Origin of the sequence: Lacrimispora sp. 210928-DFI.3.58 (genome assembly GCF_020554865.1) — a bacterium.
GTDB lineage: Bacteria > Bacillota > Clostridia > Lachnospirales > Lachnospiraceae > Enterocloster.
Window position 1 is genome coordinate 1 of record NZ_JAJCIC010000049.1, and the last position, 20,283, is coordinate 20,283.

The following is a 20,283-nucleotide window of genomic DNA, read 5'->3' on the forward strand; positions in this document are numbered from 1 at the left end:
TTTGAAATCCTAATTGCATTACGAGATGATTATACTTCCGATAAGGAAAATTATCGCAAGGTCTTAAGATTTCAGCAACTCCATTTTAAGATAGGGTAAAGTTGCGTTATCCTGGGGAAAATGGTATACTGTAAAAAGCCGAAGAACATGATAGAAAGGAAGAATCTCCATGGTATATAATGAAGCGAAAAACAATTCTGAAAAGAGGGAGAAAACCCTGATACAGATGTGGAAAAATGCCAATGCAAAAATGGCGGGTATTTTTGTGATACTGGTTCTGGCAGTATATCCATTAACATTCCATGACCGATATGCGGATATCCTGAGATTTAAATATTATTGTTATTTTACTACAGTGCTTATATTAGCGGTAGCAATGCTGATAACGGCAATATTCTTTCTTTATAGGGACGCGAAATGGTATGACGGAAAATATACAAAACAGCTTAAGAGCAGTATGCATCCAAGAAATTGGAAGGCTGTAGATTGGGCTATGATTGCATTTGTAGGCACTTCAATAATCTCAACTTTTCAGTCAGATTATTTTTATGAGGCGTTTTGGGGAAATGAGGGGAGATATAGCGGTTTATTTTTAATACTGATGTATGGAATTAGCTTTTTTATTGTAAGCAAGTGCCTTGAATATAAGAGACTGTATTTGGATGCATTCCTTATGGGAGGAATGATTTGTGAAATTATTGGGATTCTGCATTTTTTTAAGATTGATCCTCTTAAGATGAAAGAAGGGTTATCCTATGGTTCGTATAAAATATTCTTGTCCACAATAGGAAACGTGAATACCTATACAGCTTATCTTGCCATGTTGGCATGTGTGGGCGTTATATTGTTTATACTTGAGGAAAGAGAAAAAAAGAAACTGTTTTATCTGAGTTCTGCTTTGATGTCATTGCTGTCGATGATTACAGCAAACAGTGATAACAGCTATATTAGTCTTGGGGTTTTGTTTGGGCTGCTGCCTCTGTATGCATTCGGCAGTCTAAAAAATGCAAAAAAATATGTGCTTATTGTGGCAGCTTTATTTACGGAGATTTTTTTAATTGGCTGGGTCACTCGTTTTATACCGGAGCATGTGATGGAGATAGAGGGGGTATTTGAAATTGTTTCTCATTTCAGCTGGCTGCCAGCTATAATCCTTTTTTTGTGGGCAGGGACAATTGTTTTATATAAAATGGATAGTAAAAAGGGCAGAGGAGGAATCGTATCTGGAACTTGCAAAACAGGAAAAAGGATATGGCTTGCAATATTGATTCTGGCTGTAGCAGCAGTATGCCTGATACTTTTAGATGCAAATATATTGGGAAATGGAGAACGCTACCGTTCATTTAGCAACTATGTGGTGTTTGATGATGAGTGGGGAACCCACAGAGGTTATATTTGGAAGACGGCTTTTGAATGCCATCGGGTTTTCCCTCTGCATCATAAGCTATTTGGCTTCGGCCCGGATACTTTTGGGATTATGACTACAAGGGATTATTGGGATTATTGGTCTGACATGGGTGAAAGATACTATGAGTTGTTTGAAAATGCCCATAATGAATATATTCAGTACTTGATCACGATCGGAATCTGCGGTTTAGCTGCATATATAGCAGTGCTTGCATCGGCTCTTGTAAAAATTGTGAAAAGATCATTCAAAGATCCAGAGTTTATGGCAATTGGATTTGCCGTTGGATGCTATGCTGTACAGGCATCTGTGAATATCAATGTTGTCATTGTGGTGCCGATCATGCTGACATTGCTGATGATGGGAGTTTCGGAAGACAAAGCGTCTTTGAAACTCCCGGAAAGTGATTATTGATATATTTTTACAATTGGTGAGACCGTTTTATCCCAAGTATAGTTATCAATGATTTCAGAAATACGCTTCCTATAAGATTCACGGGTTGCAGGATGATTTACCAGCTCTAATAAACTGTTTTTTAAGGCGTCCAGATTATGCGGAGGAATCAGGCAGCCGGCGCGGCTGTTCTCTATGATTTCCGAAATCCCTTGTCCGGTGCATGCGATACAGGGAAGGCCGCAGGCCATGGCCTCCAGGTAAACGCAGCCAAAGCCTTCGAAAGTGCTGGGCATAGCGAAGATATGGCATTCATTCATATATTCCCCAACCTTTTCCGGAAGCACATAACCCTTAAAAAATATGTGATCGTCCATATGATAATCATGGGCAAGTCCCTGCAGTTCTTTTTCAAGGATACCGCGGCCGAGGATCCATAACTCTGTGGGAACAGAAAAATGCGGGACACATTGGCAATAGGCATGGATGAGGCAGCGTATTCCCTTTAATTCAATGAGATTTCCTACAAACAGGATTCGGATAGGAGAGGCCGCCTTGATGTGGTTAGAGGAGACATTGAAAATAGCCGGGTCATATCCATTATAAGCAGTAAATACTTTCTTTCGGTCAGCAGGAGGGAGGCATGACCGAATAAGGTGGGAAACCATATTGCTGACTCCAATACAGTAATCATAATCTCGATAGATCTCCCTGCAGCATTTTGAAAAAAAACGTTTTGCAATGCGGCTTCTGATATAGGCACCCTTTTCTACATTAAGATCATGAATTTGGACAGCCATAGGAATATCTAATTGAAATTCCTTTTTTAGAAGCAGCGCAGCTTTGCCTTCGGGAAGACAATTGTGAACATGGATAAAACTGAACTGCGAAAAAAAAGATTTTCCTAGTTTTCTTAAAGCGTGAAAAAGAAAAATACCGTTAATACTATAAGAATAATTTGTACGCCAAGCTTGATAAGGGATACAGAGGACAGGAATATCCTCCAGCTCCCAGCTATAGGAGGCATTGATATCAGAACGGGGATTAATAACCGTAATGTGATATCCTTTTCTGACAAGGGCTTTTGCCTCTTCATGTACAAACTGACAGTATTGCAGCAGTTCCCGCTGCGGATAAAAGGTACTGATAAATAAGATGTTTGCTTTATGAACCATGAAAATCCCCTTTGCTGTTTTTTATAATTTAACATAGTTTTTTTGGGATTTCAATCACCTACTTTTGGTACAGGGGCGTATAGATATGCTGTATAGGATATTGACAAAAAATGAATTATTATATATTGGATTTTTTCTGACGATGGGAATAGCCAGGAATGACGCTATTCCTATGGTCAGGCAGGTGTCTGCTGTCCTTATAATAGCCGGGATATTGTGCTGGATTATAAAGCTTTTGAACGATACTTATACTGTGAAAGAGCGGTTATGGCAGGCTGCTCTGCTGTGCATAGGGGCTCTGGCAGCATATTTTAACCATCATTTAGGGTGCCTTCTTATTATTATGGCAATCATAGGAATGAAAAATGTCCGCTTTCGGATCGTGCTGTCAGCCATGCTGGGAATCCAGACAGCAGCATTGGTGATTCACAGCAGTATATTTGCTGCTGACCTGCTGACAGGCAAGGTGGACGGATATTATGAAACGAGAAGGGTACTGGGTCTTTGGGATATATCAGAGCAGTACCGTATTTTCTTTGGAGAGCTGCATCCCAATGGAATCCAGAAGCTTATAGGAATGGTTTCTGCCATATGGTCTTACCTGAATTACAAAAAGCTTTGTATGAAGCATTTGGCTGTATTGACATGCGTGAATATTGCTTTTTACTTTATTACCTACAGTAATACAGGATTGATGCTGTGGCTGGTGTTTGCGGCAATGCTATTGATCACGAAAAAAGAATTTGCCTGGCTGGATCAGGCTGCAAAGATCAGTCCGTGGCTGTTTTTGTTTATGGCGGCTTTCATAGTGGCAATTACGTATTTTTATTCACCGAAAAATATGCTCATTGAATTTCTGAATCGGTGTGTTACCGGAAGATTCCACTGGGCCAATGAGCATTTGTACGCTTCCGGTCTGTCCTTGTGGGGAAAATCCCTGGATCCGGATCTGGCATATCTGCCTTTGGACTGCGGATATATTAATTTACTGCTTTGCTATGGAACCGTTTTATTTGGTATGTATATATTGGGAACGGCTTTTACATTGCGTTATCTTGCGGATAAAAAAATGTATCCTGAAATCGCGCTTGTGTGGTTCCTGCAGTTGTTTTTTATTATTGAAAGCTTTATTCTGGTCTTGTGGATGAATGCAACCTTTGTATATATGTCCGGTTTGCTGTATGATGTTTCGATGCCACTTGCTGGAAGCCCTAAAGGTAATTGCCAGGTGTAAACACTGATTGGTTCATTGCAATCCAAATATAATAATGCTATACTGTTAGGGTAGAAAATAGAAATAGGATTAGTAGAAAACACTATGATAAAGAATAATGAGAAATACAAGCGTCTAATAAGAATTTTAATGGTAATGACATTGATTGCGGCAGAAATGGCCATTTATTATGTGGTTTGGAGACGGAACTACAACCGGCGCATGGAAGTTCCTTATGATGTAAAAGGAAACTACATGATTGCTGCGGTATATGGTATTGTGATTATGCTGTTTGCACATATATATGGCGCTCTTCGTATTGGATATCTCCGCAGGGGCAATCTTGCTTATTCCCAGATTTTAACAATTCTTTGCAGTAATGTTATGATGTATCTGCAGATTACGCTTCTGGTTAAGCACTTCTATACGATTGTTCCTCTGCTTGCTATGACAGGAATAGAGATTGTTCTGATCCTGCTGTGGAGCGTCGGAGTCACATATATATATAGGAAAATTTACCCGCCCCGCAGAGTCTGCCTTGTTTATGGGGACAGGCCAATATCCAGTATGATGACGAAGCTCCATACCAGGACAGACCGCTTCGAGGTATGTGAAATGATACATATATCGGAGGGACTGGAGAAAATCCTTCAGCTTGTAAAACAATACGAGGGACTGGTGATCTGCGATGTCCCGTCCTCGATGCGCAACAAGCTTCTGAAGTATTGCTATGGGGAATCCATCCGGACATACACTGTGCCGAAGATCTCAGACATTATAGTGAGGAGCGCAGAGAATCTCCATATGTTTGATACTCCTCTTTTATTATCAAGAAATACAGGCCTTCATGTGGAACAGAGCATTGCGAAGCGCCTTATGGATATTATTTGTTCCATTGTGGCATTATCCGTTTTCTCGCCGATTATTCTCTGCACAGCACTTGCTATTAAGGCTTATGATAGGGGGCCGGTATTATTTTACCAGAAGAGATGCACGAAGGATGGGCGCGTCTTTACCATTTATAAATTCAGGAGTATGATTGTAGATGCGGAAAAGGACGGACATCCTATTCCTGCAACAGAGAGAGATCCTAGAATCACTCCTGTGGGGCGCATTATCAGGGCGACAAGGATCGATGAATTACCGCAATTCATCAATATTTTAAAGGGTGATATGAGCTTGGTAGGCCCCAGGCCGGAGAGAATTGAGCATGTTGAAAAATATACGGCAGCAATTCCAGAGTTCAAATACCGATTAAAGGTAAAAGGCGGCCTTACCGGCTATGCACAGGTATATGGTAAATATAATACAACTGCCTATGATAAGCTGAAGCTGGACTTAATGTACATTGAAAATTATTCTTTCCTGCTGGATATAGAGATTTTGTTTAAAACTCTAAAGATCCTTTTACTGAAAGAAAGTACAGAGGGGTTTGATGACACGGATTCTCAGGCCATGCTTCAAACAGATTTCCGAGCCGGGCAGGAGCAGAAGGAGAAAGCAGAAAATAACTTTTGACAGAAAAGGAAACTGGAATGGATCGTATTAAGGTGAGTATTGTTACAGTGTGCCGCAATAGTGAAGCTGTTATCAGACAAACAATGGATTCCGTTCTGCAGCAGACTTATGACAATATAGAATACATTATAATTGATGGATTGTCGGAGGATTCGACAGTAGCTATAGCTGAATCCTACCGGACAAAATTTGAAAAAAGAGGATATAGCTTTCGTATTCTCTCAGAGGCAGATAAAGGCATATATGATGCTATGAATAAAGGAATAAGCCTTACAACAGGAGAGCTGGTAGGACTGATCAACAGCGGTGATTGGTACGAAGAACAGACAGTGGAGAAGGTTGTGGATACCTATATCAGGACTGCCTTTGATGTATTTTATGCGGATATACGTATTTGGAGAGAATCGGGGGCAGTGATAAAAAAAGCGAGGCTAAGAAGATATGCTACAACCAGAGACTGGAATCACCCGACTACCTTTATCCGAAGGAGGCTATATGACAACTATCATTATGCCTGCCGGTGCGTATATGACGACTGGGATCTGATTTTAAAAATAAGAAATGACGGATACAAGATAGTGGTTCTGAATGAGGTACTGGCAAACTTCAGCTTTGGAGGAGCAAGCAACCAGAAAAGCCTGCAGAAGATGGCGGAACGAATGAGGGAACGATACCGTATATATCGGGAGAATGGCTACAGCCGCTTCTATATTGTTGAATGTATTATCTGGGAAATCGCAAAATATCTGATAGCATAGGCTATTGATTACAGGGAAGAGGAGCAGGGAATATGAAAATAGCAGTGGATCTTTCGTTTATCCGTTCGGATCATACGAATGGCGGTACTGAGTCCTGTATAAAGAATCTTATAAAGGGATGGATTCAGCAGGAAGTTATTCATAACTTCCTTTTTTTTATACATGAGGACATTTACAAGGATTACAAAAAAATGTTTCCGGAATGCCGGTTTGTGATCTACAGATGCAAAGGCGGCCATAAGCTGCGTACTACCTGGTTTCAGACCTTTATTTTACCCCGGTGGGTGAAAAAGTATAAGGCGGATATTATTTATTATCCTACCTATGTAACAGGGTACTACCGTCATTTATCTGTTCCGGCAGTGGTAAACCCTCATGATATCCAATTTAAATTTTATCCGGAATATTTTTCTGCATATAAAAGACACTATCTTGATATGGGGTACAGGCATTCCCTGAAAAAAGCTGATCTGGTCATCGCTATTTCCGATTATGTGAAGGGAACGCTTAAGGCTTGTTATGGTAAGGAGTGCCAAGGTAAGCTGATTACAGTATATGATCCTGTAGATTTTAGCCACGTACAGGAGGAGGCGCTGGAACAGGTACAGGAGCCCTATATTTTAAGCATCTCATCTATTTTAAAGCATAAAAATATGCTTACACTGGTTAAGGCCTTTGAGCGGGTTTCAGACGAAATTGGACATCAACTTGTAATCGTAGGCTGCAAAGGAAACGGAATGGAGGAGATCAGGGCATATTTGAAGGAAAAGGGGATGGAAAAGCGGATCCTTTTTACGGACTATGTAAAGGACAGTCATATCGAGTGGCTGTACAGCCATGCGGCCTTGTATGTGACGACCTCTCTGTATGAGGGCTTTGGTATGACTCCGATTGAGGCGATGGGGAGAGGAATTCCGTGCATCAGCTCCAGGTCTACTTCTCTGCCGGAGGTCACGATGGAGCTGGCAGAATACTATGAGCCGGCAGAGGATGACAGGATTTTAGCGGAGAAGATTAGGGAAATACTGAAAAGAACAAAGCCTCAGGTTCCAGATAAAAGATTATTTATAGAAAAATATGACAAGACCCGGATTGCGGGACAGCTTTACCAGGTATTTGAGGAACTGCTATGAAAGTATTATTTATCAATAATATACCATCACCCTACAGAGTGGATTTTCTGAATGAACTGGGAAAATACTGTCAGCTAACAGCGGTATTTGGCAGAGAAACGGCCAGGGACAGGGACCAAAAATGGAAACCAGATGAATTTCACAATTTTAAGGCTGTATTTTTAAGAGGAATCAAGGTAGGCACAGACGCCAGCATCAGCTTCCAGATAATTTCTGTTATAAGGGAGGGCTTTGATATGATATTTTTAGGGAGCTACTCATCCCCCTCCCATATCATTGCTATGGAATATATGAAGGCCAGGGGAATCCCATTCCTGCTGAATGCCGACGGCGGCTTTGTGAAGAGAGATAAATGGCCGGTGCGGATGCTAAAGCGCCACATTATAGGACTGGCTTCAGCATGGCTCAGCACCGGAAAGCTGACAGACGATTATCTGGCCTATTACGGGGCAAATCGGGATAAGATCTTCCGCTATCCCTTTACTTCTGTGAAAGATCAGGAGCGCTTCTGTACCCAGGAGGCGGCGAAAAATGAGACGAAGGTGAAATTACGCATAAAGGAGAAAACAGCGGTCATTACAGTAGGGCAGTTCATCCCCAGAAAGGGCCTGGATCTGCTGATACGCTGCTGCTCCAAAATGCAGAAGGATACAGGCGTTTATATAATTGGAGGAGAGCCGGGGGAAGAATATAAGAAGCTTTTGGAAGACGAATGGAAGGAACGGGTACATTTCATCGGTTTTAAGAGCAAGGAGGAGCTGAAGGATTATTATATTGCTGCTGATGTGTTTGTTTTTCCTACCCGCGAGGATATATGGGGGCTGGTATTGAACGAAGCAATGTCCTACGGCCTTCCCTGCGTGGCCTCGGAACGTGCCGTTGCATCCATTGAAATGATTGAGGATGGAATGAACGGCTATCTGGTGGATCCGGAGGATACCGGCCAAATGGCAGACAGGCTGAACCGCTTGCTGTCAGACAGGGAGGAACGGCTGCGTATGGGAGAGCTGGCCTACGAGAAATCGAAGGAATACACGATTGAAAACATGGCGGCAAGGCATATGGAAATATTCCGGCAGTTTTTGGGCAGAGGATTTTGACAAGAACAGATACATGGAACAGGAATGGAGCAGGGTGATGCCAGTGAGAACATATCTGAAAACATTCAGAGAGCCGTTTTATCTATTGTTTTTTATACCGCAGTTTGCCTGCGTATCATGGGGCTGGGGCTCAGCGGACTGGCCCTACAGAGCAGCCTTTGCCGCAGGTATTCCCTTTCTTCTGTTATGTATGGCATGTGAAGAGTACAGCCTGAGGGAAGCGGTTAAAATGGCGGCGTTTGCCGTCCTTATAGCCTGGGCCTATATGCAGAACAGAAACAGAAGCCTGATACTGGCTTGTATGGCTGTTTATGGGGTGAAGGGCCTGGATCTGAAGAGAATTTTACGGTGGGCATTTTGGGTCATGCTGATCTGCATGTCCCTGAAGGTGGCCTTGTGCGCAGCGGGAATTTTGCCGAATAAGGTTTTAGAGCTCCCAAAGGAAAATGGGGTAATGTACATGATTCCCTGCTACGGATACGATACTCCAAATAACCTGTTTTTCCATCTTGTGACAGTAGTGCTGATGGCAATGGCTCTGTATGGGGATGCTTTCAGATGGCCTGCGCTACTGGTGGTTCTTCTGATGTATGGGGCATACCGTGTCTTAATCAGCAGAACAGGCTGGCTGTGCTTCCTGGCGCTGGCTGCATTATATCTGTCCGCTTCTTATCTGCATTCAAAGAAAAAAGAGGGCATGCTTTCCGTACTGCGTATCCTGATGGTGCTTAGCCCGGCATTCCTCTTCCTGCTGAATTTGTTTCTGATCTATCTTCAGAGAACCGGGATGAGGGCAATCGTGGTGGTCAATGGGCTCCTGAATGGAAGACTGTTTTTTGCAAATGAAGCTTTCGAAAATATAGGGATATCCCTATTGGGAAGCAAAAACGCTGTGCAGCTGGATATGCTGTATGCGACCATGCTTTTGAACTATGGGGTGCTATTGTCCATCATTTGTATCGGCGCATATAGTGTGGCGATGTGGAAGCTCCGCAAAAAGAAAGAAGATTTACTTTTGATCGCGATGACGGTTATGGCAATTTACAGCTTTATGGAGGTAAATGCAATTAATCCTATGTGGAATCCATTTTTACTTTATGTGTCGGTGACACTATTTGAAACAGATGATTTTACCCTAAAATGTTGAACTTCTATGGGAATAATGCTAAGATGGATCTGGTTTGGATTCTCAGAGACTGATAGATTGCAGGAGAGGAAATATCATGCAGCACGTATATATCGTTGGAGCAAAGGGCGTGTCATTTTATGGCGGTTATGAGAGCTTTGTTCAGAAATTATTGGAATACCATAAGGATAAGAAAGAGATTCAATATCATGTTGCATGTAAAGCAAACGGTGAAGGCAGTATGGATGTGTCCAGATTGGAGGGTGCGTCTGAAATTCGCGGCCAAAGATTCACATACTGCAATGCAGATTGTTTTCTGGTACAGGTTCCGGAGTGGCTGCGGTCTGCACAGGCGATTGTCTATGATGTTGATGCATTGAAGAAATGCTGCAGGCATATTGAGGAAAATCGGATAGAGCACGCGATCGTGTATATTCTGGCATGCAGGATTGGTCCGTTTGTGCATAAATACGTAGATAAGATACATGGTCTGGGGGGGAAGGTATACCTTAATCCAGATGGTCACGAGTGGAAGCGCGCAAAGTGGTCAGCCCCCATCCGTAGGTATTGGAAAGAATCCGAAAGGCTGATGGTAAAGCATGCAGACCTTGTAATCTGCGACAGTACTGCTATTGAAAAATATATCCAAAGGGAATATAAGCAATACCGGCCTAACACCACATATATAGCTTATGGGGCAGAAACGAAAAAGAGCACATTAGCGGATGAAGATCAAAAATATGTGAGCTGGCTGCACAAACACGAAATCAGGTCAGGATTTTACACAATGATCGGAAGATGCGTTCCGGAGAACAATTTTGAAACCATCATCTGCGAATTCATGAAAAGCAGGACTACCAAGGATCTGGTGATTATTACAACAAATAATCCGGGATTACTTGATGAATTGGAAAATAAACTGCATTACAGAAAAGATAAGAGAATCAAATTTGTTGGAACGGTATATGATCAGGAGCTGCTGACAAAGATAAGGGAAAATGCGTTCGGCTACTTTCACGGACACTCCGTAGGGGGGACAAACCCTTCCTTATTAGAAGCGCTTGGAAGCACAAAATTAAACCTTCTTTATGAAGTTGAATTTAATAGGGAGGTTGCAGAGGACGCGGCACTTTATTGGAATTTAGATGAAGGAAATCTGGCGGCATTAATTGACCAGGCGGACCAGATGACGCCGGCTGAACTGGAAGCATTGGGAAACAAAGCAAAAGAACGGATTCGATCTGCATATTCATGGGAATCCATATCAGATAAATATTTGTGCCAATTTATTAGTAAGGAATAAGCTGTGGAAGATAAATGAGGATTTCATATGAGAGTAGGAATTGATGGGCATATGCTTGGTGACCGTTCCGGAGGGAATGAAAGCTATTATACCAATATATTAAATAATATGTATCCCGTTAAAGATATGGAACTATTTCTTTTTGTGAAAAAAGGAGTATCTGCAGCAGCATTTGCAGATAGATTTACAATCATAGAGTTTGAAGAAACAGGCGCTTTCAAAAGAAATTTTATTGAACTGCCTAAACTATGCAAAAAATATAAACTGGATTTGCTGCATACGCAATATTTCATCCCCTTTCGATGTCCATGCCCGATTGTATGTACGATACATGATATTTGCTTTGAACATTATAAAGATATCTTTACCAAAAAGGAATATATCAGGCAGAAGCTGCTGATTCCTTATGCGGCAAAGCATTCTCAAAAGATATTTACTGTTTCGGAGAATGCCAAGAAAGACATTGCAGATCATTATGGAGTGGAAGAGGACAACATCATTGTGACGTACAATGCAGTGAACAATGATTTTTGCGTGCTTACCCCGGAAGAATTGGAAGAGGACAAGCTGCGTGTACAATTTGGTATTGGAGATTCGAGATATATATTAAGCGTTGGAAATCTTCAGCCCAGAAAAAATCTGCCCCGGCTAATCAGAGCTTTTTCAAAAATGGAAAAGGAAATGGATGAAAACATTAAGCTGGTAATCGTTGGGAAAAAAGCGTGGATGTTTGATGGCATTCTGAAAGAGGCATGTAATCAAACGGATAAAATTATTTTCACAGATTATGTGACAAACAAAGATTTAGTCCGCTTATATAATGCGGCAGCATGTTTTGTTTATCCGTCATTTTTTGAGGGATTTGGAATACCGCCCTTAGAAGCAATGGCATGCGGAACGCCAGTTGCAGTGTCAAATAAAACTTCATTGCCGGAAGTAGTAGGAAATGCCGGAAGCTATTTTGATCCTTTTGAAGAGGATGAAATAATGGAAGCAATGAGAAAAATGTTAAGGAAGGATTACTGCTCGGCGGATTTAAAGGAAAAAATGAAAAAGCAGGCAGAACGTTTTTCATGGAAAGAATCTTCAAGGCTTATAGTGAACACATATATGGATGTTGTTGAAAAAAAAGATGAGGATGTACAGTTATGCTAAATGTACTTTGGATTGCATTTCAGCCAATACCGATCATCACGCAGACATTAAAATTAGGTGATAATGTTGCGACCGGGGGTTGGCTTCAGGGAGCTGCAGATATTGTATGCAGTCATGATGAGATCAGCCTGTCCTATTGCTTTCAGCATGAAGAGCCTTGCGAGGGAAAAGCAGGCAGGATATCTTATTATACGATGGGAGTTGTGCCAGAGGTACATAGTAGAGATATCACTGCATACAGAGAAGAAGATTTTAATCGATTTAAGGAGATTATAGAAAAAGTTCAGCCGGATATCATTCATATTTATGGAACAGAAAAGTGGTTTCAAAGGCAATTCGTATTGATGGCAAATGATCTGGGATTGCTTGAAAAAACGGTAGTGTGGATACAGGGGTTAGTAGGTTTTTGTGCACATTGCTATACGGATGGCCTGAGTGTCAGGCAATTCAAAAAAAAGACATTTTGGGAACTTATACGCGGAACGAATGTGGAAGGCATACAAAAAAGATTGGCATTGAATGGTCAAAGTGAAATCAGGATACTTAAGCTCCTTAAAAATGTATTTGTAAGGACGGAATGGGATAGTGCCTGCTGCAAAGCGATAAATCCCAATTTGACATTGCATTTTTGTAATGAAACACTTCGCCCGGCTTTTTTTGAAAATAAGGTCTGGAAGAAGGAAAAGGTTAAAAAACACAGCATTTTTATGAGTCAGTATGGGACTCCGATTAAAGGGTATCATCAGATGCTGAAGGCACTTCCGATTATATTGAAAGAATTTCCAGATACTGTCCTTTATACTACAGGAGCGGATTTATTGAATCCATCGGATTCCCTAATGAGAAAATTAAGGGAGCCGAGCTACATTAAGGTATTAAGAGAAGAAATAAAGGAAAATAGACTGGAACAACATGTAAGATTTTTGGGAACGCTTCAGGGAGAAGAAATGCGTGATCAATATTTAGCTTCACACGTATTTGTATCGGCTTCATTGATAGAAAATTCACCTAATTCAGTCGGAGAAGCAATGATACTTGGAGTTCCTACTGTTGCATCGGATGTCGGAGGCGTTTCAAGTATGATGACGCATAGAGAAGAGGGACTTTTGTATCCATTTAATGAGTATGCAGTTTTAGCCGAATATGTGTGCAGAATATTCCGCGATGATACATTAGCTGCAGAAATATCACAAAAGGCAAGAAAAAGAGCGCTGGATACGCATAATAAGGAGAACAATTACAGGACTCTTCTAAAATGTTATCAGCAGATGATAAATGGTTTGGAGAAACAAGATCGTGAATGACTATAATGTGATTATAATGGTTACAGAGGATCACCTTCCAATGATGGAGAAGATGATTCCATTTTGTAAACAAAATATAAGTCCTAAACGGATTTATGTTGTGGCAGCCTCGAAAATCCAACAGAAAATTGAAGCAATAGAAGATGTGATTTTTATAGATGAGGATCAGGTCTATGACGGCTTAAATTACAGCACAGTGATGAATCTGATGGAGAAAAGAACGGGCGAGAGAAAACGGGCGGGTTGGTATTTACAGCAGTTTTTAAAAATGGCCTGGTCATATAAATGTGAGGAAAAGTGCTATATTGTATTAGATGCAGATACATTTGTGCTGAATCCAATCGGCTTTACAGAGCAGGAAAAATATTGCTTTACACCGAAATGTGAATATCACCAACCGTATTTTGATACAATAAAGAAGCTGTTTCAAGGAAGCATTTATAAAAAAGCCGAGTTTTCTTTTATTGCCGAAAATATGATTTTTGATTGTGCAATTATGAGGCAAATGATTTCGGAAATAGAGGGAAACGCTCTCATTGAGGGTGATACCTTTTTTGAGAAGATCATTCATTCAATAAAGCAGGAAGACTTATTAGGTTCGGGCTTTAGCGAGTTTGAAACCTATGGCAATTATATTTATATAAAGTATCCTGATTTAGTAAAGGCAAGAAAACTGCGGACTATGCGGGAATCGTTAGTATTACTGGGAGGTAATCCGTCTGCCGGACAGCTAAAATGGGCGTCAAATGACTATGATATTATTTCTGTTGAATCTATTCACTATAAAAGGACACTGGTAACATGGCTGACATCCAAAGAGTGGTTCAGACGTAGGATTTCAATGAAAAAACTTGCGCAAATAAGACATAAGATTAGAACAGTATATCGGCGGCTGCTAAGAAAAGAGGATTTTGTATTTGAAGAATATTAAAAATTGCCTGAATTTATTATTGGAATGGTAGGTGAAAACAATGAATTTTATAAAGAAAAATATCTTAAAGGCTATCATGAAAATTGATGAGCATACGGCTCTTATAGTTAGCGCAGCACAATTGCACCAAAAGACATTTCTTCCGTATAAAAACTATTGCCATGGGGAAAGGGATGTGGTGGTATGCGGAGCAGGACCCTCGCTGCAAAAATACCAGCCTATTGAAGGCGCAGTTCATATAGCAGTTAACAGGTCATTTTTATATGAGAAGGTGGATTTTGATTTTATATTTGCGCAGGATTATGATGGAATTCGGATGTGTCAAAATGAATTGGTTCAGTATCGTCCCGGCAAATGCGTGAAGATGCTGGGAGCCAAACATAATATAGATGCAAAGACGATACCAGAGTCGCTGGCAATTAAATGTAATGCCCTGAGATTTTATATGGATTATCAAATTTATCTGGATGGATATGGAAGCAAGCTTGTCAGGGATATCGAATTGAGACCGATAGGCGGAATGCCGAATGTCGGCATGTCAGTTATGCAGCTGGCTTTATACATGAATCCACGGAGGCTCTTTATTGTTGGGTGTGATATGAGCGGTACTCATTTTGTCCCAGGTCATCAGACGAAGGAAGAGCTTGCGGCCGAAAAAAAGCAGTATGATGCCTATTGGAAAGATGGTAATCAGAAACTATTGGATAAATGGAAAGAAATTAAGGAATTTGCCCAAGCTTATTATCCAGAGACGGAGATTATTTCGGTTAATCCGGTTGGCCTTAAGGGGATGTTTCATGATATTTATCAGGAGTAGAATGCATCAGTATGGGTGAAAGTAGAACGAAGAATGTAAAAAGAAACATGGTATACGGATTGATTAATAAGATAATTATTCTAGGCTTTCCATTCGTAATCCGTACAATAATTCTATACAAATTGGGAGCAGAATATTTAGGGCTGAGCAGCTTATTTTCATCCATATTACAGGTTCTTAATATGGCAGAATTAGGATTCTCCTCCGCTATAACCTTTAATTTATATAAGCCGATGGCAGAAAATGATACGGATAAAATTTGTGCATTAATGGCACTATATAGAAAGATATATAAAATTATTGGCATAGGTATTTTAGTTATTGGTACTGCTATTATTCCGCTATTACCCAGATTGATAAAAGGGGAGTGCCCTTCGGATATTAATATATATTTATTATATCTTATTTACTTGGCCAACACATCTATCAGCTATTTGTTTTTTGCATATAAAAACGTTTTGCTGACAGCATCACAGAGACAGGATGTTTTAAATAATATAGATACTGTACTTGTTATTATTAGAAGCATTATTCAAATATCCCTTTTATGTATAGTATCTAATTATTATGTTTATATTATATGGAACCCCATTATTACATTAATCAACAATTTAGCTGTGGCATATATAACGAACAAGAGATTTCCGAATTATGTATGCAGAGGGAAATTGGATAGGGATGAAATCAGATCAATTGTACAATTGGTTGAGGGTTCAGCTATTGGAAAAATTGGATTGGTTGCACGGAATTCTTTTGATAGCATTATACTGTCAGCTTTTTTAGGTCTAGTTGATGTGGCAATATATTCTAATTATTTTTATATATTGAATGCGGTAGGAAGTATGACTTCTACTACCATACAATCAATCACAGCAAGTGTTGGAAATAGTATAGCAACGGAATCTGTAGAGAAAAATTATTATGATTTCAAGAGGTTAAATTTTTACTATAATTGGATATGCTCCTGGTGTACAATCTGCATGCTATGTCTTTATCAGCCATTTATGAAGATATGGGCGGGAGTGGATTTGTGTGCAGATTTTATTACAGTCATATTATTTTGTGTTTATTTTTACATTGGCCAAATAGGGCAGATTAGAGCTGCATATGCGACTGCATCTGGCATATGGTGGGAATTTAGATATCTGCAGATAGGCGAAATGATAGGGAATTTTTCTCTTAATTTGTTATTTGGTTATTTTTGGGGGATGAAGGGAATTATTTTAGCTACAATAATTACAGTTTTTATTTTTTCTTTTGTGGGAACTGGAAAGAAAACGATTAATATCTATTTTCAAAAAGGTGCAAAGGAATATTTTGTGAATTGTGTTATTTATTCAATTGCAACAATATTGGGAGCAGCGCTTACATATACAATTTGTTTATTTGTGCATGGAAGCGACTTCATGGTGCTTTTACTTCGGATGGCAATATGTTGTGTTGTCCCAAATGCATTCTTTTTAATTGTAGCAGCTAAAAGTGAAATTTATAGAAGCTATATGGCACAGTTTGTTAATGTTATCAAGATAAAAAAATAAAAGGAGACTATAGTATGAAGGTCGTATCATTTATTCCTATTAAATTAAATAACCAGCGTCTGCCGGGGAAAAATACAATGTTACTTAATGGAAAACCTACCTGCAATTATATCTTTGACACGATTAGTAAAATAGATACAATTGATGAGAAATATGTTTATTGCAGTGATGAAAGAATTAAAACATATATGCCGGAAAACCTTATATTTTTAAAAAGAGACTCTTATCTGGATGGCTTTCAAGTGAAGGGATTAGAAATTATTGACTACTTTGTGAGAGATGTTGATGCAGATATTTATGTTCTTACGCATGTAACACAGCCTTTTACAAAAGCTGATTCAATAAAAAAAGCATTAGATAAAGTGATTTCGGGAGAATACGACTCAGCTTTTTCCGCTGTGGTATTACAAGACTATATGTGGATGAATGGAAAACCTTTTAATTATGATATGAAGAATATTGTCCGCACACAGGATCTGGAGCCTATTTATATGGAAACAGGGGCATTTTTCATTTTTAGAAAAGAGGTATTTACAGAGCTTGGACAGCGGATTGGCAATAAGCCATATATTTATGAAATTGATCAGTTTGAGGCTGTTGATATAGATACACCGGAGGATTTTGAGTTTGCAAAGGCAGTTGCAGCTTATTTGGATAAAGGAAGACAGACGGAGGAATTGGAATGAAGAATGTTAAGGTTTTAGATTGTACTCTTCGCGATGGCGGCAGAATTATTGACTGTGCATTTCAGAATGAAGAGATTAGCGGGCTTACGCGGAAATTAGGAAATGCCAAAATAGATATTGTTGAAGTCGGTTTTTTACGTGACTGGAGAAAAGTAAACTATAAAGGAAACAGCACATTTTTTACGGATGTAGATCAGATCAAGCCATTTTTAGATAAGACCAACAAAAATGTTATGTATGTTGCTTTTATTGATTACGGTATGTTTGATTTTCAATCGCTTAAACCGTATGACGGAACTTCGATAGATGGAATCCGTTTTGGGTTTACGAAGCAGAATTATATTGACTCCAAGGATGATATTTTAAGATGCATTGGGATCATCAAACAACAGGGCTATAAATTATTTGTTCAGGGTGTAAATTCCTTGAATTATTCCGATCGTGAGATTTTGGAACTGGTAGATATGATTAATGAAGTTCATCCTTATAGCTTTGGCATTGTAGATACCTATGGCGCAATGTATGTGGATGATGTTGATCGCCTGTATGGTCTGATTGATCATAACATGGATTCGGATATTTGCATAAATTTTCATTCACACAATAATTATCAGCTCTCATTTGCCTTTGCCCAAGAAATTATTAAACTTAGCCAGGGTACTCGCCAGGTTATTATTGATTCAACCTTGGCAGGAATGGGAAAGGTAGCAGGTAATCTGAATACAGAGCTGCTTGTGGATTATTTAGTCCGAAAAATGCACTATGATTATGAAATTGATAATATTCTGGATATGATAGATGACTATATTTATAAATATTCCTTGGATTATAAGTGGGGGTATTCAATTCCGGCTATGATGGCAGGAATTTACAAGTCACATCCCAATAATGTTATTTATTTGACAGAAAAATTCCGGCTGGATACAAAGGATATCGGCAACCTGCTTGCAATGATAGATCCTAAAAAACGCCAGCGATATGATTATGATAATATAGAGAAATTATATATTGAATATATTGCGGATAAAGTGGATGATTATAACAGCATAGAAAAAATAAAGAAGCTAATTGATGAACGTGAGGTAGTCGTATTGGCGCCGGGAAATACGCTTAACACACATCATGAGGAGATTGAGCAATATATTAAAACTCACAATGTTTTTGTTATAAGCGTGAATTTTATTTCCGATTATCCAAAGGCCTATGCTTTTTACGGGAATCCTAAACGGTATAATATGAATGCTCAAAAGAGGAGGGGACGTGGTGTAATTGTAAGTTCAAATGTAAAAGCAAATGAAGATGATATCATTGTAAACTATCATGGCTTGATTAACCGCGGCTATAAATACTTTGAAAATTCAACTATTATGCTATTAAATCTTTTAAAAAAGATAGAGCCGCCTCAGATTTCAATTGCAGGTTTTGATGGTTTTAGAGCAGATAAAGAAGATAATTATGCAGATGTTTCATTCCAAAATGTACGCCATATAAAGGAATTTGATGATCTAAATAAGGAAATTGGCAATATGCTTGTTAAATTGGCGAAAACAATGTCTGGTAAATGCAATATTAAATTTTTAACACCAAGTATTTACCAAGATACACTTATAAAGTCTAACTTGGAATTATGATTCAGGAGAAAAATTAGAGATGGGTATCAAACATGCCATTGGAAAAGTCTTGAAAAAATGGGATAGATTTTATGCTGCACAATACAGGATGGAAATCCAGAAGAAGCATAGAAAACTGGAGCAGCGTCATACAAATAGGAGTAGGGGAAGATATTATATTATCCGATATGAAGCTCTGCAGGCCTGCGGATGGACTGTGTACGAACGCGTGGTTTTATATAATTGTATTTATGCGGCTGATCATCATATGATTCCGGTTGTAGATATGAAAACCTATAGAAATATTTATCAGGAGGAAGAGGAAGTTGAAAAGATAAATATTTGGGATAAGTATTATCTGCAGCCAGCGGGAGTATCGCTGGAAGAAGCAATTAATACTGGAAACTATATTCTTTCTGATCCATCACAGGAATGGTTCAACTATATTCGTATGCGGACTGCAAAACGGTTTACGGAAGACTTTTTGAGAGCGCAGTATAACAAGTATATTCGTCTTAGGCCAGAGATTATCCGGATCTGTGAAAATAGATTGTCCTCAATCATTCCGGCAGAAAATCCGCATAAACGGCTGCTGGGAGTTTGTTTAAGAGGAACGGATTATATCAAATATCATCATGCTGTGCAGCCGGAAGTAACGGATATCGTTAGATTGGCACAAACGAAATTTGGTGAATATCAATGTGATTATTATTTTATTTCCACTGAAGATTATATGATTTTTGAAGCCCTGAAGAAAGCCCTTCCCTTAGATAAGGTTGTCACCTATAATGCAGGTAATGTGAAAGAAGCAGATGGATTCATTGGAGAGTATCTTAGTAAGACAGCAGGAGCGCACAATGCTGCGCTTGATTATATTACAACATTGTATATCTTAAATAAATGCTGCTGCCTGGTCGGCGGCTTATGCGGCGCGACAATTGTTGCAAAATACAGACGGAATCCGCCATATGAGTATATCAATATTATTGATTTGAATAAGCATTATTGAAATACAATTTCGGAAAGGGATTGACAAGGGAAAGATGATATGGGAAAATTTTTTAGCCAGCCAGCCAGCCAGCCAGCCAGCCAGCCAGCCAGCCAGCCAGCCAGCCAGC

Annotated in this window: 17 protein-coding genes; 16 read left to right on the forward strand and 1 reads right to left on the reverse strand. The window is 39.5% G+C overall.

Features of this window, described 5'->3' with window-relative positions:
- Positions 1–169: 169 nt before the first annotated feature.
- Entirely contained in the window at positions 170–1,819 is a 1,650-nt protein-coding gene (locus tag LIZ87_RS19800; protein ID WP_227148927.1) for an O-antigen ligase family protein, read from the forward strand.
- On the opposite strand, the gene LIZ87_RS19805 is transcribed toward LIZ87_RS19800, so the two are convergent.
- Positions 1,813–2,973 (reverse strand): glycosyltransferase family 4 protein, encoded by a 1,161-nt coding sequence (locus LIZ87_RS19805; protein ID WP_227148928.1) that lies wholly within the window; start codon positions 2,971–2,973, stop codon positions 1,813–1,815. The two genes, LIZ87_RS19800 and LIZ87_RS19805, sit on opposite strands and share 7 nt — an antisense overlap.
- 253 nt (positions 2,974–3,226) lie before the next feature.
- Here LIZ87_RS19805 and LIZ87_RS19810 point away from each other — a divergent pair, with 253 nt between their 5' ends.
- From LIZ87_RS19810 to LIZ87_RS19880, 15 genes are all read left to right on the forward strand, one after another.
- A complete protein-coding gene (locus LIZ87_RS19810; protein WP_227148929.1) occupies positions 3,227–4,207 on the forward strand; it encodes a hypothetical protein in 981 nt (326 codons plus the stop codon).
- An 84-nt stretch (positions 4,208–4,291) separates the two neighbouring features.
- Entirely contained in the window at positions 4,292–5,704 is a 1,413-nt protein-coding gene (locus tag LIZ87_RS19815) for a sugar transferase (protein ID WP_178315006.1), read from the forward strand.
- Positions 5,705–5,721: 17 nt separating this feature from the next.
- Complete coding sequence (locus LIZ87_RS19820; RefSeq protein ID WP_178315015.1) at positions 5,722–6,462, forward strand: glycosyltransferase family 2 protein; 741 nt, start codon at positions 5,722–5,724, stop codon at positions 6,460–6,462.
- 32 nt (positions 6,463–6,494) lie between these two features.
- Positions 6,495–7,595 (forward strand): glycosyltransferase family 4 protein, encoded by a 1,101-nt coding sequence (locus LIZ87_RS19825; protein ID WP_227148930.1) that lies wholly within the window; start codon positions 6,495–6,497, stop codon positions 7,593–7,595.
- Positions 7,592–8,695, forward strand: a complete 1,104-nt coding sequence (locus tag LIZ87_RS19830; protein WP_227148931.1) for a glycosyltransferase family 4 protein — start codon at positions 7,592–7,594, stop codon at positions 8,693–8,695. The genes LIZ87_RS19825 and LIZ87_RS19830 overlap by 4 nt, the downstream gene beginning before the upstream one ends.
- Positions 8,696–8,708: 13 nt before the next feature.
- A complete protein-coding gene (locus LIZ87_RS19835) occupies positions 8,709–9,842 on the forward strand; it encodes a hypothetical protein (protein ID WP_227148932.1) in 1,134 nt (377 codons plus the stop codon).
- A 76-nt stretch (positions 9,843–9,918) separates the two neighbouring features.
- Positions 9,919–11,124 carry a beta 1-4 rhamnosyltransferase Cps2T gene (gene cps2T / locus LIZ87_RS19840; RefSeq protein WP_227148933.1) on the forward strand — a complete coding sequence of 402 codons (1,206 nt, stop codon included), beginning with the start codon at positions 9,919–9,921 and terminating at the stop codon, positions 11,122–11,124.
- Positions 11,125–11,151: 27 nt separating this feature from the next.
- Positions 11,152–12,279, forward strand: coding sequence for a glycosyltransferase family 4 protein (locus LIZ87_RS19845; protein WP_178314996.1), 1,128 nt, complete (start codon positions 11,152–11,154; stop codon positions 12,277–12,279).
- Positions 12,273–13,583, forward strand: coding sequence for a glycosyltransferase family 4 protein (locus tag LIZ87_RS19850; protein WP_227148934.1), 1,311 nt, complete (start codon positions 12,273–12,275; stop codon positions 13,581–13,583). The genes LIZ87_RS19845 and LIZ87_RS19850 overlap by 7 nt, the downstream gene beginning before the upstream one ends.
- Complete coding sequence (locus LIZ87_RS19855; RefSeq protein ID WP_227148935.1) at positions 13,576–14,514, forward strand: DUF6492 family protein; 939 nt, start codon at positions 13,576–13,578, stop codon at positions 14,512–14,514. The genes LIZ87_RS19850 and LIZ87_RS19855 overlap by 8 nt, the downstream gene beginning before the upstream one ends.
- Positions 14,515–14,554: 40 nt before the next feature.
- Positions 14,555–15,331: a hypothetical protein gene (locus LIZ87_RS19860; RefSeq protein ID WP_227148936.1), complete on the forward strand. Its 777-nt coding sequence runs from the start codon at positions 14,555–14,557 to the stop codon at positions 15,329–15,331.
- 11 nt (positions 15,332–15,342) lie between these two features.
- A complete protein-coding gene (locus LIZ87_RS19865; protein WP_227148937.1) occupies positions 15,343–16,869 on the forward strand; it encodes a lipopolysaccharide biosynthesis protein in 1,527 nt (508 codons plus the stop codon).
- Positions 16,870–16,883: 14 nt separating this feature from the next.
- A complete protein-coding gene (locus LIZ87_RS19870) occupies positions 16,884–17,555 on the forward strand; it encodes an acylneuraminate cytidylyltransferase family protein (protein WP_227148938.1) in 672 nt (223 codons plus the stop codon).
- Complete coding sequence (locus LIZ87_RS19875; RefSeq protein WP_227148939.1) at positions 17,552–19,186, forward strand: aldolase catalytic domain-containing protein; 1,635 nt, start codon at positions 17,552–17,554, stop codon at positions 19,184–19,186. The genes LIZ87_RS19870 and LIZ87_RS19875 overlap by 4 nt, the downstream gene beginning before the upstream one ends.
- 19 nt (positions 19,187–19,205) lie before the next feature.
- The gene (locus LIZ87_RS19880; RefSeq protein ID WP_227148940.1) at positions 19,206–20,174 is read left to right on the forward strand and encodes a hypothetical protein; all 969 of its coding nucleotides are present in this window, start codon (positions 19,206–19,208) and stop codon (positions 20,172–20,174) included.
- Positions 20,175–20,283: the final 109 nt, after the last annotated feature.